We start from the raw sequence: 14,757 nt of genomic DNA, 5'->3' as shown, positions 1-14,757 counted from the left end.
CAATGACGCAGCAGCGCGCCTTCATCTTCGACATGGACGGCACCATCGTCGACAACATGGGTTTCCACACCCGCTCGTGGCTGGAATTCTTCAGCCGCCGCGGCCATGCTGTCGACGAAGCGGCATTCTTTGCCGCCACCGCCGGCCGCACCGGCCACGAAATCATGCGCCAATACCTCGGCGAGGACCTGGCGCACGACGACGTGACCGCGCTGATCGACGAGAAGGAAGTGCTGTACCGCGAAATCTACGGGCCGCACCTGCGTGCGGTCAAAGGCTTCGTCACCCTGGTGAACGAAGCGCGAGCCGCCGGCATCCGCCTGGCGGTCGGCACCGCCGCCCCGCCCTGCAACGTGGACTTCACGCTGGACGGCCTGGGTGTGCGCCCGCAGTTCGACACCGTCGTCGGCGCCGCCGACGTCAAACGCGGCAAGCCGGAACCCGACGTGTTCCTGCTGGCGGCCGAACGCTGCGGCGCCGATCCGGCGCACTGCATCGTGTTCGAGGACGCGCCTTTGGGCGTGGAAGCAGCGCGCCGAGCCGGCATGCGCTGCGTCGTCCTGACAACCACTTTGCCTGCTGAAGCGTTTAAGGCGTTCGACAATGTGATCTGCATTGCACGCGACTTCAGCGAAATCGATATCAATAAACTGACCACCACCAAAAACATGACTACGGAAAACCAAGTGCAAGACCAGGCACCAGGCCAGGACGACAACAAGATCATCGCCGAGCGCCGCGCCAAGCTGGCCGCCATCCGCGAGAAACAGAGCGTCGCCTTCCCTAACGATTTCCGACCTCAGCACAAAGCTGCCGACCTGCACGTGCAGTACGGCGAGAAGACCCGTGAAGAGCTGGAAGCCGAGCCGGTTCCCGTCGTCATCGCCGGCCGCATGATGCTGCGCCGCGAAGCCGGCAAGAAAGCCGCATTCGCAACCCTGCAGGACGCCTCCGGCCAGAAAGCCGACGGCCGCATCCAGATCTACGTCACCGTGGACACCACCGGCGAAGAGGCAATGGAAGCCTTCCGCGGCTGGGACCTGGGCGACATCCTGGGCGTGACCGGCACCCTGTTCAAGACCAAGACCGATGAACTGACCGTGAAAGTCAGCGAGATCAAGCTGATCACCAAGGCCCTGCGCCCGCTACCGGACAAATTCCACGGCCTGGCCGACCAGGAAACCAAATACCGCCAGCGCTATGTCGACCTGATCACCAGCGAAGAAACCCGCCGCACCTTCAAGGCGCGCACCGCTGCGATTTCCTCGATCCGCCGCTTCATGGAAGCGAACGAATTCATGGAAGTCGAAACCCCGATGCTGCACCCGATCCCGGGCGGCGCATCGGCCAAGCCATTCATTACCCACCATAACGCGCTGGACATGCAGATGTTCATGCGTATCGCTCCCGAACTGTACCTGAAGCGCCTGGTGGTGGGCGGCTTCGACCGGGTGTTCGAGATCAACCGCAACTTCCGCAACGAAGGCGTGTCGGTCCGTCACAACCCTGAATTCACCATGATGGAGTTCTACGCGGCCTACACCGACTACGAATGGATCATGGACTTCACCGAGAAGGTGATCCGCCAGGCGGCGATCGACGCCAAGGGCACCGCCGTGCTGACCTACGGCGGCCGCGAACTGGACCTGTCCAAGCCGTTCCAGCGCCTGACCATCTGCGGCGCCATCAACAAGTACGCTCCGGGCTACACCGAAGCGCAACTGAACGACGTCGCCTTCCTGAAGGCCGAACTGCTGAAATTCGGCGTGAAGCCATTCGCCACCGCCGGCCTCGGCGCGCTGCAACTGGCGCTGTTTGAGGAAACCGCCGAAGCGCAGCTGTGGGAACCGACCTTCATCATCGACTACCCGATTGAAGTGTCGCCGCTGGCCCGCGCTTCCGACACCCGCGAAGGCATCACCGAGCGCTTCGAACTGTTCATGGTGGGCCGCGAAATCGCCAACGGCTTCTCCGAGTTGAACGACGCCGAAGACCAGTCGGCACGTTTCCTGGCCCAGATGAAGGCCAAGGAAGCCGGCGACGACGAAGCGATGTACTACGACGCCGACTTCATCCGCGCGCTGGAATACGGCATGCCGCCAGCCGGCGGCTGCGGCATCGGCATCGACCGCCTGATGATGTTGCTGACCGACTCGCCGAACATCCGCGACGTGCTGCTGTTCCCGCACCTGCGTAAAGAAGACTAAAACCAGCCATACGCACGAGCCCGTGTCACACCTTGGGGTCAGACCCCAGGGTGTGACACGGGCTCAGCTGTTTTACTGGATCACCCGGTAGCAAGGCGTGTACGCCTTGCCCGCCAGCTTCATCCGGCTCTGCGCCACGAACGATGCCAGCAGCGCATCCATCGGCCCCATGATTTCCTTGTCGCCGTGGATCTCGAAGTGGCCATACTTTTCGATGGTGCGGATGCCCTCTTCCTTCACATTGCCCGCCACCACGCCGGAGAAAGCCCGGCGCAAGTTCGCCGCCAGCACATGCACCGGCTGGTTCTTGTGCAAGCTCAGGTTGCGCATGTTTTCGTGCGTCGGCGCAAACGGGCGCTGGAACTCGTCGTCGATCTTCAGCGCCCAGTTGAAGTAATAGGCGTCCGAACGCGACTTGCGGAATTCGCGCACCTGCTTCATCCCTTCCTGCATCTCCTGCGCCACCAGCTCCGGGTCATCGACGATGATCTTGTAGCGCTTTTGCGCCTCGGCGCCGAGGGTCAGGCCGATGAACTCATTGATCTGCACAAAGTACTCGCGCGCAGTTTCCGGCCCGGTGAAGATCAGCGGGAACGGGATTTCCGCATTGTCCGGATGCAGCAGGATGCCGAGGATATACAGGATTTCCTCCGCCGTGCCCGCGCCGCCGGGGAACACGCAAATGCCGTGGCCGACACGCACGAAAGCCTCCAGGCGCTTTTCGATATCGGGCATGATCACCAGGTCGTTCACGATCGGGTTTGGCGATTCCGCCGCGATGATGCCCGGCTCCGTAATGCCCAGGTAATGCCCGCCGGTAAAGCGCTGCTTGGCATGGCCAATGGTGGCCCCCTTCATCGGCCCCTTCATCGCCCCCGGCCCGCAACCGGTACAGATATCCAGCCCCCGCAAGCCAAGCTGGTAGCCCACTTCCTTCGAATAGTTATATTCCGCGCGATTGATCGAGTGCCCGCCCCAGCACACCACCAGGTTCGGGTTAAGCTGCGGCTTCAGCACATTGGCATTGCGCAGGATATGGAACACCGCATCGGTGATGCCCTCGCTGCGGGCCAGGTCGAACTTCGGATTGCCCGTGACTTCGTTGCTGACAAAGACGATATCGCGCAGCACCGCAAACAGGTGCTCGTGGATGCCCTTGATCATCTTGCCGTCGACGAAGGCGATCGCCGGGGCGCCCTTGATTTCCAGCTTGATGCCGCGCTCGCGCTGCAGGATGTTGATGTCAAACGACTTGAAGCGATCCAGCAATTCCTTTCCATCGTCGATCGTGCTGCCGCAATTCAGCACCGCCAGGGCGCAGTTGCGAAAGATGTTATAGAGGCCGCCTTTGCCCGAGTCGAGCAATTGGACCACCTCCGCCTTGGACAGGACTTCCAGCCTGCCCTCCGGAGCAATGAGAGTATCGACAACGTTGCTGTCCATGATACGTAAATCCTTTTATTTAACTTTTGGGGCGCCGCACCTTCAATATACGCTCTTGGTATGCCGATTCACAGACGTAAGCTTGGCAAACATACCACAATGCTGCTTTGCAGCACGCGAATTTGCCCTTAACCGTGCGGGGTGGATTACAATTCGGCTTTTTTTCGACCAGGAGAAACCGCATGAGCGGTCCTATCACGCAAACCACTGAGGCTAAGATCCCTGAATTCAGGCAGATCATGGGTCACCCTGCTCCGCTCTGGATGCTGTTCATGTCCGAATTTTGGGAACGCTTTGCGTTTTACGGGATTCGCTGGGCGCTGGTACTGTACGTCGTTTCCGAGTTCTACCATGGCGACAAGTCGGGCCAGGCAGCAGCCAACCTGACTTACGGTTCCTACCTGGCGCTGGTGTATGCCGGTGCGCTGTTCGGCGGCTACGTTGCCGACCGCATACTTGGTTACCAGCGTTCTATCCTGGTCGGCGCCAGCTTCATGGCAGCTGGCCTGTTCATGATTGCGATTCCCGATCCGACGATCTTCAAGTTCGGCCTGGCGACGATCATCGTCGGTAACGGCATGTTCAAGCCGAATATCTCGACCATGGTCGGCAAGCTGTATTCGCTGGGCGATACCCGCCGCGATTCCGGCTTCACCATCTTCTACATGGGCATCAACGTCGGCGGCTTCCTGGCCCCGATCGTTACCCAGCTTCTGGCGCAGAAGGTCTTCAACACCGGCAATACGCCGGCCTACAAGATCGTGTTCATTTCCGCCGGCGTCGGCATGATCATTTCGCTGTTCTGGTTCTACCTGGGCCGCCGCGGCCTGAAGGGCATTGGCGAACCGGCACCGGAAGCCAAGAGTCCGATGCGCATCGCCTACGTGGCGCTGGGCGCACTGGCCATGATTCCTGTCGTGTACTCCCTGCTGGCGCTGGGCGCGGAAAAACTGCAGGGCGTGCTGACCGTGCTGTTCCTGATCCTGGTTGTGATGCTGATCGTGGAAGGTGTGCGCAACGGTCCCGTGTCCCGCGACAAGACCATCGCCATGATGGTGATCTTCGCCTTCAACATCATGTTCTGGTGCTTCTTCGAACAGGCAGGTTCGTCGTTCACCTTCCTGGCTGACGAGATCGTGAACCGCGACCTGGGCTTCATGATCTTCCCGACCGCCTGGTTCCAGTCCGTGAACTCGCTCGCCATCATCTTCTTCGCGCCAGTCGTGGCAGCGGTATGGGTCTGGATGGGCAAACGCGGCAAGAACCCATCGATCCCGCGCAAGTTCGCCCTCGGTATCATCGGTAACGGCCTGGCGTTCGGCCTGCTGATGTACGCCCTGACCCACCTGGTCGACGACAAGAGGATGATTCCGTTCTGGACCCTGTTCATGGTCTACGTGATCCAGTCCATCGGTGAACTGTGCCTGTCCCCGATCGGCCTGTCGATGGTGACCAAGCTGGCTCCGACCCGCCTGGTCGGCATGGGCATGGGCGGCTGGTTCCTGTCCACCGGCATCGGCAACAACCTGTCCGGCATCGTCGCATCGATGATGTCCGGCGAACATGGCATGACCGTGGAATCGGCGCTGACCGGCTACACCCAGGGCTTCTGGATCCTGATCGGCGGCGGCGTGCTGCTGTTCGTCCTCGCCCCGGTCATCCAGAAACTGATGCACGGCGTCAAATAAATAAATGGGGACGCACCCCATTTATCAGGCAACAAAAAAGGCAGCTTCGGCTGCCTTTTTTTGTTTCAGTTCGCTGCTAGCCAGGCGTCGAGCCGGGCTTCGGCTCCTGCCGGCAAATGCAGGCCGAGCTTGGAACGGCGCCACAGGATGTCGGCAGCCGTCACTGCCCATTCCTTGCGGCGCAGGTAGTTCACTTCCGCCGCGTACACGCCGGGCAGGATTTCCTCCCCCATGTCCGCCAGCGATGCACAGCTTTCGAGCAGGGTGTGCACCCGTGTGCCATATGCGCGCACATAGCGCTTCACCAGCTCCTGCGGCAGCCAGTCGTACTTCACCTGCACGGCGGCGGCCCAGGCGCAAAACTCTTGCACTGAACGATTCTGAGGCATGGCGCCAAACAGGTCGCCGCCTGGCAAGCAGGCCCTTTCGGTCCAGCCTTTTTCCGGCCGGCCAAGCGTCTTGCAAAGGATGTCCACCGCATCCTCGGCCAGCTTGCGGAACGTCGTGATCTTGCCGCCGAAGATGTTCAGCAGCGGCGCGCCTTCCTTGTCCAGCTCCAGGAAATAGTCGCGCGTCACGGCCTTGGCGTCGGCTGCGGCATCTTCCAGCAATGGGCGCACGCCGGCGTAGGTCCACACCACGTCGGCCGGGCGCACCGGCTCGCGGAAGTAGCCGCTGGCCAGTTCGCACAAGTAGCGGATCTCGCTTTCGTCGATCGCCACGCGCTGCGGGTCGCCCTTGTATTCAAGGTCGGTGGTGCCGATCAGCGTGAAATCGCGTTCATACGGGATGGCAAACACAATGCGCCCATCCTTGTTCTGGAAGATATACGCCTGGTCATGCTCGAAGATGCGGCGCACCACGATATGGCTGCCTTTGACCAGGCGCAAATGGCGCGACTGCTGCTTGCCGCCTGCCGACTGGATGAAGGACTGCGCCCAGGGTCCGGCCGCATTGACCACGGCACGGGTGGTAATCCGCTTTTCAGTGCCGTCGGCCTTGCGCAGCGTCGCCACCCAGTGATCGGCATGACGCTCGACGCCGATGCAACTGGTGCGGGTCAGGATGCATGCGCCTTTGGCACAGGCATCAACGGCATTCAGGACGACCAGCCGGGCATCGTCCACCCAGCCGTCGGAGTATTCGAAGCCGGCAGTGTAGGTTTCCTTCAGCGGCCGCCCCGCAGGATGGCAACGCAGGTTGATGCCGCGCGAGCCGGGCAGCAGCTCGCGCTTGGCCAGCATATCGTAGAGGAAAAGTCCGGCACGGATCAGCAGCGCGGGACGCTGCCCGGCGTCGTGCGGCATCACAAAACGCATGGGCCACATGATGTGCGGCGCGCTGCGCAACAGCACTTCGCGTTCGGCCAGCGCCTTGCGCACCAGCCGGAATTCATAGTACTCAAGGTAGCGCAGGCCACCGTGAATCAGCTTGGTGGAGGCAGACGAGGTATGCGACGCCAGGTCGTCCTTCTCGCACAGGACGACGCACAGGCCGCGGCCCGCCGCGTCGCGGGCGATGCCCGCCCCATTGATCCCGCCGCCAACTACCAGTACATCGCAATCTACGTCCGCCATGCGCTCCCCGATTACAGTTTATAAACAACGCCTTCCTTCATCACGAATCCTACCTTCTGCAGCAGGGTGATGTCCTTCAATGGATCGCCGGCCACCGCCACGATATCGGCCGCGAAACCCGGCTCCAGCGCCCCCAGGCGGCTGGACTGGCCCAGCAGCGAGGCGGCGCCGAGCGTGGCCGAACGGATTGCTTCCAGCGCCGGCATGCCCGCCTCCACCATGTAGGCGAATTCCTTTGCGTTCTCGCCGTGCGGGAACACGCCAGCGTCGGTGCCGAAGGCGATCTTCACGCCAGCCTTGTAGGCCCGGGTAAAAGTACCCTGGATCTGCGGCCCGATGGCTGCAGCCTTGGGGCGTACCAGCGGCGAATAGTAGTTCGGCTCCTTCGCCTTGTCCGCCACATAGCGGCCGGCGCTGATGGTCGGCACATACCAGCCACCGGTCTTCTTGAACAGGGCAATCGCTTCGTCGTCCATGAAAGTGCCGTGCTCGATCGAGTCCACGCCCGCCCTCAGTGCGCGCTTCATGCCATCCGCACCGTGGGCATGCGCGGCGACCTTGAAGCCGTAATCCCTGGCGGCAGCGATCAGCGCTTTCAGTTCAGAGTCGTCAAACTGCGAGTTCATGCCGCTGCTGGCCTGGCTGAGGACACCGCCGGTGGCGGTGATCTTGATAACGTCCGCACCTTCCTGGTAGCGAGCGCGCACCGCCTGGCGCGCTTCATCGGGACTGTTGATCACGCCTTCGTCCGGTCCCGGCGTGCCATGCAGGTGGCGCAATTCGCGCGACTGGCCGTTGCTTGGGTCGGCGTGGCCGCCGGTGGTGGCGATGGCTTTGCCGGCTGTGAACATGCGCGGGCCGACGATGGCGCCGGTATTGATGGCGCGCTTCATCGCAATGTTCAGGCCCTCGTTGGCGCCAAGGTCGCGTACCGTGGTGAAGCCGGCTTTCAACGTGCGTTCGGCAAAGGCGACCGAGTCATAGGCGCGGTCGATGGCGTCCAGCGTCATCTGGCCGCGCAAGGCTTCGACCTGGGGCTGCGTCTGGCTGGTCAGGTGCACGTGCATGTCGATGAAGCCCGGCATGCAGGACATGGCTCCCAGGTCCACGTCGCCCTTGCCTTGGGTGGGCTCGATCGCCTTCACCGAGCCGTTCTCGATATGCACCGTGACCTTCTCGCGCCAGACACCGGCCTTGACGTCCAGCAGGCGGCCGCAGTCGACCGTTTGCGTGGCGGCGCTGGCCGCTCCCATCGTCAACAGCAGGCCCGCCGCACCCAGTTTCCTCATCGCCCAGTCTCCTTTAAGGTGTGGATTTTTCTCGCGCCGCCCACAGGAGCAGCGCCATGATTACAGCATAAGGCAGCAAGGACAGCAAATCGGCCGCCGGTCCGCTGAAGAAAGGATTGCTGTTTTCGGCCCACGCGGTCACCGCGGCATCGAAATTGGTCATCACGCCTGCCGTGATGGCGATCACAATGCCGGCCAGGGCGCCGCCGGCGATGTAGCCGGAGGCCAGCAGCACGCCTTCGCTGCGGTCGCCAGCCGCCTGCAGCTCTTCCTCGTTCATGCCTGCATATTGCGGCAGCCTGTTGTTGCGGCGGTCGGCCAGCCAGCGCAGCACGCCGCCCACCGCAATCGGCAGCGTGGCCGACAGCGGCAGGTACACGCCCACGGCAAACGACAGCGACTGCACGCCCGACATCTCCAGCACCAACGCAATCATCACGCCCAGCATCACCAGCGTCCAGGGCAGTTGCTGGTCGAGGATGCCCTTGATAATGTACGACACCAGCACCGCCTTCGGCGCATCGTATTTGCGCACCTCGGTGCCGTCCGGGCGCTTGTGGTGCGTGCCGTTGATGCCCGGATCGACGAACCAGACCGCCTTGCCGTCCGGCGCGACAAGGTATTTGCCCTCCGGCCCGCCTTGCGCATCGGGCTTCTGCCACACCTTGTAGGTAGTGCTGTCGCCGGCCGCCTGCGGCCCCTCCAGGCGCGCGCTCGCCGTGAGCCGCGAGGCATCGGTCGCCAGTCCCGGCGCAACCTGGGCCGCCGGCACATAGACCGTGCTGGAATTATTCAGTTGCAGCAGGATGGGACCGAGCAGCAGGGCCGATGCCAGCGAACCGACCAGCATGGCGTACTGCTGCAGGCGCGGCGTGGAACCGACCAGGAAGCCAGTCTTCAGGTCTTGCGACACCGTGCCGGCGTTGGCCGAGGCGATGCAGACGATCGCCCCCACCGACAGCGCCGTGACGTAATACTGGCCGCCGGTCCAGCCGACCATCAGGAAGATCAGGCAGGTAAACAGCAGCGTCGCCACCGCCATGCCGGAGGTCGGGTTGGAAGAAGAACCGATCTCGCCGGTCAGGCGCGAGGAAACCGTGGAGAACAGGAAGCCGAACACCAGGATCAGCAAGGCGCCCAGCAAATTCATATGCAGCGGCGCGGACGCCGTGATCACCGCGATCAGGCCCAGGCAACCCAGCACCACCCACTTCATCGGGATATCCTGCTCGGTGCGGCGTGTAGCGTCGGCTTTGCTGCCCTTGCCCACGCCGGACAGGCCGGCCGCCAGGCTGCGCCAGATCATCGGCATTGCACGCAGCAGCGCGATCAGGCCGCCCGCCGCCACAGCACCGGCGCCGATGTACAGGATATAGGCGCCGCGCACATCGTCCGGCCCCATGTCGGAAATGAGCATGGTGGCCGGCGCCAGGATGGTGGTGAGCGGGTCGCCGAAGAACCTGATCATCGGGATCAGCAGCAGGTAGGACAGCACGCCGCCCGCTGTCATGGTCAGCGCAATGCGGGGGCCGATGATGTAGCCCACGCCCAGCAGCTCCGGCGACACTTCGGCGCCGATCGAACCGCCCTTCAGCGGCGCGCCCAGCACGACTTCCGGCGTGTCCTTCCAGCCTTTGAAGGAAACGTTGAGCGCCTTGTACAGCAGCCCGATGCCAAAGCCGCCGAAGATCAGCCGTGCGCGGCGGCGTGCATCGCGCGCCGCGTCGGACTCGCCCCGCACCGGTTCACCGGCCGCCTGGCGCGAGGAATCGCTGGCCGCGGCCTTCAGCACCTCGGCGCAAGCGGTCCCCTCTGGGAATTTCAGCTCGTGGTGCTGGTCCACGATCATGGTTCGGCGCATCGGAATCATCATGAGGATGCCCAGCAGGCCGCCCAGCACGCCCACCAGCATGACGCGCCAGATTTCCAGTTCAAAGCCCAGGATCAGGATGGCCGGCATGGTCACGCCGAGGCCGAACGCAATCGATTCGCCGGCAGAACCGGCGGTCTGCGCGATGCTGTTTTCCAGGATGCTGGCATCCTTGCCGCCCAGTTTTTTGGCCAGGCCGAAGAAAGTGATTGCGATGACTGCGACGGGAATCGAAGCGCTGACCGTCAGGCCCACCTTGAGGACCAGGTACAACGAAGAAGCGCCAAACACCATGCCCAGCAAGGTTCCGAGGAACAAGGCGCGGAACGTCATTTCCGGCAGCCGCGCCTCGTCGGGGATATAGGGACGGAACACGTGAATCCTTTTAGACTAAAACACCTAGGACTATGGCATAAATAGCAATGAAGTAGCAACTATCGAGTAGTCTATAATGCCCCGACTTAGCAATCGAGAGAGCTGATTTGATCAATCGTCCTTCCTGGCTGAACCGCCGTAACGTCATCCGCGCCAGCATCGGCGCAGGCCTCGCCGCCATGGCCGGCGGCATCGCCCTGGCCTGCTATGCCGCCTTCGTGATCCGCCCCAACCTGCCAACGCTGGAAGCGGTCACCGATTACCGTCCCAAGATCCCGCTGCGCATCTACACGGCAGACAAGGTGCTGATCGGCGAATTCGGCGAGGAACACCGCGACTTCACGCCGATTGACCAGGTGCCGGAGCTGATGAAGAAGGCCGTGCTGGCAATTGAAGACTCGCGCTTCTATGAACACGGCGGCATTGACTGGAAGCGCGTGCTGGGCGCCGCCCGCGCCAACCTGCGCGGCAGCTTCCGCCAGGGCGGCTCGACGATCACCATGCAGGTGGCGCGCGACTTCTATCTCAGCAAGGACAAATTCATCTCCCGCAAGCTGGCCGAGGCCATGCTCGCCTACCGCATCGAGGATGCGCTGGACAAGGACAAGATCCTCGAGCTGTACATGAACAATATCTACCTGGGCCAGCGCTCCTATGGCTTCGCCAGCGCCGCCCAGGCTTACTTCGGCAAATCGCTGAAGGAATTGTCGATCGCCGAAACGGCGATGCTGGCAGGCCTGCCGCAAAACCCTTCGCGCAACAACCCTGCCGTCAATCCGAAGAAAGCGCGCTCGCGCCAGCAGGTGGTGCTGCGCCGCATGTTCGAACTCGAATACATTACCGAAGCCCAGTACGAAAAGGCGAAGAAGGAACAGCTGCACGTCAACCACCGCGGCCAGGAGTTCGACGTCCACGCCGAATACGTGGCCGAACTGGCGCGCCAGGCTGTCTTCGCGCAGTTCAAGGAAGAGACCTACACCAAGGGCATCAACGTCTACACCACCATCCAGTCGCGCGACCAGGAAGCGGCCTACGACTCCGTGCGCCGCAACGTGCTGGCCTACGACCAGCGCCACGGCTACCGCGGCCCGGAAACCTATATTGAATTGCCCGCCGACGAAGAAGAACGCGGCGACGCCATCGACGAGGTGCTGGGCAAGCGCGTGGTCAGCGACGGCCTGATTCCGGCCGTGGTGCTGGAAGCCAGCCCTACCCTGGTCAAGGCCGAAACATCGGACGGCGACGTGCTGTCGATCAGCGGCGAGGGCCTGAAACTGGCAGCGTCCGCACTGTCCAGCAAGGCCAAGCCTGCTTCCGCGATCCGTCCCGGCGCGGTGATCCGCGTCATGCAGACCGAAAAGAAAGGCTGGGCCATCACCCAGGTGCCGCAGGTCGCGGCTGCCTTCGTGGCGCTGGACGCCAATACCGGAGCCTACCAGGCCATGGTGGGCGGCTTCGACTACGGCCTGCAAAAGTTCAACCACGTGACGCAGGCCTGGCGCCAGCCTGGTTCCTCGATCAAGCCATTCATCTACTCCGCTGCAGTGTCCAAGGGCTTCGGCCCCGGTACGGTAATCGCCGACGAACCGCTGGAGCTGCCGGGCAGCTCGATCGGACAGCCGTGGAAGCCGCAAAACGACGACGGCAAGTTCGACGGCCAGGTCACCATGCGCCGCTCGCTGGCAGCATCGAAGAACGTACCTTCGGTGCGCATCCTGCGCGCCTCTGGCCTGGACGATACGCACGCCTACCTGGCCCGCTTCGGCTTCGACCTGTCGCGCCATCCGAAGAACTTCACCATGGCGCTCGGCACCGGCGCCGTCACGCCGCTGCAACTGGCCGGCGCCTATGCGGTCTTCGCCAACGGCGGCTACAAGGCCACGCCCTATCTGATCTCCCGGGTGACCGACGCCAAGGGCGTGCTCGTCATGGATATCGAGCCGCCCGCGCCGGCCACTGCCGGCGAGCGCGTGCTTGATGAGCGCAACGTCTTCATCATGGACAGCATGATGCGCGACGTCGCCCGCAGCGGCACCGGCGCTGCCGCCGGCCGCCTGGGCCGCCCCGACCTGGCCGGCAAGACCGGCACCACCAGCGACTCCTTCGACGGCTGGTTCGCCGGCTATGGCGGTGGCGTGGTGGCAGTGGCCTGGATGGGATATGACGATCCGAAGTCGCTGGGCGGCCGCGAGTTCGGCGCAACCCTGTCGCTGCCGATCTGGATGGACTATATGCGCTCGGCGCTGCCGAAGCATCCAGCGATCGACCGTCCGGTACCCGAAGGCGTGGTGCAGTTGAACGGCGACTGGCTGCTGGAAGAATATGCCAGCGACCCGACCGTGCTGGCGATCGACATGGGCGACGTTCCGGCGGAAGGCGAGCCACCAGCGCCGGCCGACGGCGCCCCGCAGCAGCCGGCGCCACCGAACCAGCCCGCGCTGCAGCAGGTCCCGCAACAGCAAGCCCCGGCAGGTACTTGAACATGCCGGGCCAAAGGGCTCCATCGTTCCGGCGCCGGCGCCTGCTCGGCGCCGCGGCAGCGCTGGCGCCGCTGGCGGCCTTCGCCCCCGCAGCCTGCGCGCACAGCGCGAGCCCGCATGTCCCGCGCATCTACATGATCCTGTTCCGCGGCGAGACCGACGTTGAAGCCGGCTTTCTCCAATGGTTCAAGGACAAGCGCCTGCAGCCTGAATTCGTGGTGCGCAGCGTTGACATGGACGCCTCTCGCGTGCCGGCCCTGCTCGAAGAAGCCCGCGCCTGGCATGCGGACCTGATCTACACCTGGGGCACGCCGGTAAGCTTGGCGGCGGCGGCCCGGGAATTTGACATTCCCATCGTGTTCACCATGGTCTCCGCACCGATCGCGGCCGGGCTGGTGCAAAACCTCGCCTCGTCCGGGCGCAACCTGACCGGCGTCAGCCACGTGGTGCCGGCGCGCCAGCAAATGGCCGCCATCCGCAGCTACCGCCGTTTCGACCGCATCGCAGCAATCTTCAATCCCAACGAAGTGAACGCACGGGTCGCCATGCGCGAAATGCGCGCCGAAGCAGAGCGGGTGGGCGCCGAATTCACCTCCCATCCGCTTCCGCTGGACGCGCAAGGGCAGCCGCGCGCCGACGTGATTCCGGACCTGCTGGCGGACCTGGCGGAACACAGGGCGCAGTTGCTTTATATTGGCCCCGACAGTTTCATCGCTTCGCAGCGCATCCTGGTCACGGAAGCCGCCCTGGCGCTTGGCCTGCCGGTATTTTCCGCCGCTGAAGTGGCGCTGCGCGACGGCAGCGCCCTGTTTGGCCTGGTCGCCGGATATGCGAACGTGGGACGCCTGACTGCCCATAAAGCGGCCCAGATCCTGTACCATCGCGTCAAGGCTGCCGCGCTTCCGATCGAAACGCCGGGCAGCTACTCTTACCTCGTCAACATGGACGTGGCACGCCAGCTCGGCATGATGCCGCCGGCCCGCGTGCTGCAGTTTGCGGAGCAAATCAAATGATCCCGCTGTCGCCGCCGGTATTGCAGCAGATGACCATGGGCCTGGCCTATGGATTGACAGACGTCGGCACTGTACGCCCCAGCAACCAGGACAACCTGCTCCTGCTGCCGGACTTGCACCTTGTTGCCGTCGCCGACGGCATGGGCGGCCATGTCGGCGGCGACATCGCGAGCACCGAAGCCTTGCTGCTGGTGTGGAAGCACCTGCGCGCCCAGCATGTACCGGGCAGCGATGCCGAGGCGCTGCGCCAGCTGCATGAGGCAGTCCTGTTTGCCAACACCACCCTGTTCCGCAACAATGCGGCCGCTGGCCTGGCAGATGGCTATGGCATGGGGACGACGCTGACAGGCATGTGGCAGCCGCACGCAGACGGTCCAGCCTTCATTTTCCACGTCGGCGACAGCCGCATCTACCGCTACCGCAACGGGCAACTGGTCCAGCTTACGCACGACCAGACCCTGTACCAGCAGGCGCTGGAAGCCGGCATGAAGGGCATCCTGCCGCCGCGCAACCTGCTGCTGCAGGCGATCGGGCCGGGCGAAGAGGTGCGGCCGGACGTGTTCTCGCATAAGCCGGCCCCGGGCGACCTTTACCTGTTGTGCAGTGACGGCTTGTATGGCGCCTCGGAGCAGGAGTCCCTGTCCGCGCTGCTGTCCCAGGCCGGACCGGATAACCTGCCAGAAACCTGTGCCGCCCTGGTCGAAAAAGCCAAGCAGGATGGCAGCCGCGATAACATCACGGCCATCCTGTTGCTTTACCCGGCCTGAAATATTCCCCTTCGCCAACGAAATACCGCTTCCGCGCGCCTTCTACGC

General features: G+C 63.4%; 9 protein-coding genes and 1 pseudogene. 6 read left to right on the top strand and 4 right to left on the bottom strand.

Going from position 1 to position 14,757, the window contains the following annotated elements:
• Positions 1-2 precede the first annotated feature (2 nt).
• Positions 3-557, top strand: a pseudogene (locus ACN9MU_RS16095) (HAD family hydrolase); the annotation flags it as partial.
• Between the two features lie 111 nt (positions 558-668).
• Positions 669-2,207, top strand: coding sequence for a lysine--tRNA ligase (gene lysS, locus ACN9MU_RS16090; protein ID WP_426323766.1), 1,539 nt, complete (start codon positions 669-671; stop codon positions 2,205-2,207).
• 72 nt (positions 2,208-2,279) lie between these two features.
• On the opposite strand, the gene ppnN is transcribed toward lysS, so the two are convergent.
• Positions 2,280-3,650 (bottom strand): nucleotide 5'-monophosphate nucleosidase PpnN, encoded by a 1,371-nt coding sequence (ppnN, locus tag ACN9MU_RS16085; RefSeq protein WP_426343051.1) that lies wholly within the window; start codon positions 3,648-3,650, stop codon positions 2,280-2,282.
• Positions 3,651-3,832: 182 nt separating this feature from the next.
• Between ppnN and ACN9MU_RS16080 the strand changes: the two genes are divergently transcribed.
• Positions 3,833-5,338, top strand: a complete 1,506-nt coding sequence (locus ACN9MU_RS16080; protein ID WP_426323654.1) for a peptide MFS transporter — start codon at positions 3,833-3,835, stop codon at positions 5,336-5,338.
• A 65-nt stretch (positions 5,339-5,403) separates the two neighbouring features.
• Here ACN9MU_RS16080 and glpD read toward each other — a convergent pair whose 3' ends face one another.
• The 3 genes from glpD to ACN9MU_RS16065 are packed head-to-tail and all read right to left on the bottom strand — an operon-like array spanning position 5,404 to position 10,449.
• A complete protein-coding gene (gene glpD / locus ACN9MU_RS16075; protein WP_426172043.1) occupies positions 5,404-6,915 on the bottom strand; it encodes a glycerol-3-phosphate dehydrogenase in 1,512 nt (503 codons plus the stop codon).
• Positions 6,916-6,926: 11 nt separating this feature from the next.
• A complete protein-coding gene (locus tag ACN9MU_RS16070) occupies positions 6,927-8,204 on the bottom strand; it encodes an amidohydrolase family protein (RefSeq protein ID WP_426172042.1) in 1,278 nt (425 codons plus the stop codon).
• A 13-nt stretch (positions 8,205-8,217) separates the two neighbouring features.
• Positions 8,218-10,449: an OPT family oligopeptide transporter gene (locus ACN9MU_RS16065; RefSeq protein WP_426343050.1), complete on the bottom strand. Its 2,232-nt coding sequence runs from the start codon at positions 10,447-10,449 to the stop codon at positions 8,218-8,220.
• 107 nt (positions 10,450-10,556) lie between these two features.
• On the opposite strand from ACN9MU_RS16065, the gene ACN9MU_RS16060 reads away from it, so the two are divergent.
• The 3 genes from ACN9MU_RS16060 to ACN9MU_RS16050 are packed head-to-tail and all read left to right on the top strand — an operon-like array spanning position 10,557 to position 14,709.
• The gene (locus ACN9MU_RS16060) at positions 10,557-12,929 is read left to right on the top strand and encodes a penicillin-binding protein 1A (protein ID WP_426343049.1); all 2,373 of its coding nucleotides are present in this window, start codon (positions 10,557-10,559) and stop codon (positions 12,927-12,929) included.
• Positions 12,930-12,931: 2 nt separating this feature from the next.
• Positions 12,932-13,942: an ABC transporter substrate-binding protein gene (locus ACN9MU_RS16055; RefSeq protein ID WP_426343048.1), complete on the top strand. Its 1,011-nt coding sequence runs from the start codon at positions 12,932-12,934 to the stop codon at positions 13,940-13,942.
• The gene (locus ACN9MU_RS16050; protein ID WP_426323642.1) at positions 13,939-14,709 is read left to right on the top strand and encodes a PP2C family protein-serine/threonine phosphatase; all 771 of its coding nucleotides are present in this window, start codon (positions 13,939-13,941) and stop codon (positions 14,707-14,709) included. The genes ACN9MU_RS16055 and ACN9MU_RS16050 overlap by 4 nt, the downstream gene beginning before the upstream one ends.
• Positions 14,710-14,757 lie beyond the last annotated feature (48 nt).

Source organism: Pseudoduganella sp. R-32 (genome assembly GCF_049913245.1).
Taxonomy (GTDB): Bacteria; Pseudomonadota; Gammaproteobacteria; order Burkholderiales; family Burkholderiaceae_D; genus Rugamonas.
Note: the sequence above shows the minus strand (reverse complement) of the source record. Positions and strands in the feature narration are given on the sequence as shown.

What these genes read in the sequence shown, in the direction of transcription:
- ACN9MU_RS16080 (WP_426323654.1), top strand. Translation starts at nt 3,833, where the DNA reads ATGAGCGGTCCTATCACGCAAACCACTGAGGCTAAGATCCCTGAATTC.
- glpD (WP_426172043.1), bottom strand. Translation starts at nt 6,915, where the DNA reads ATGGCGGACGTAGATTGCGATGTACTGGTAGTTGGCGGCGGGATCAAT.
- ACN9MU_RS16055 (WP_426343048.1), top strand. Translation starts at nt 12,932, where the DNA reads ATGCCGGGCCAAAGGGCTCCATCGTTCCGGCGCCGGCGCCTGCTCGGC.
- lysS (WP_426323766.1), top strand. Translation starts at nt 669, where the DNA reads ATGACTACGGAAAACCAAGTGCAAGACCAGGCACCAGGCCAGGACGAC.
- ppnN (WP_426343051.1), bottom strand. Translation starts at nt 3,650, where the DNA reads ATGGACAGCAACGTTGTCGATACTCTCATTGCTCCGGAGGGCAGGCTG.
- ACN9MU_RS16050 (WP_426323642.1), top strand. Translation starts at nt 13,939, where the DNA reads ATGATCCCGCTGTCGCCGCCGGTATTGCAGCAGATGACCATGGGCCTG.
- ACN9MU_RS16070 (WP_426172042.1), bottom strand. Translation starts at nt 8,204, where the DNA reads ATGAGGAAACTGGGTGCGGCGGGCCTGCTGTTGACGATGGGAGCGGCC.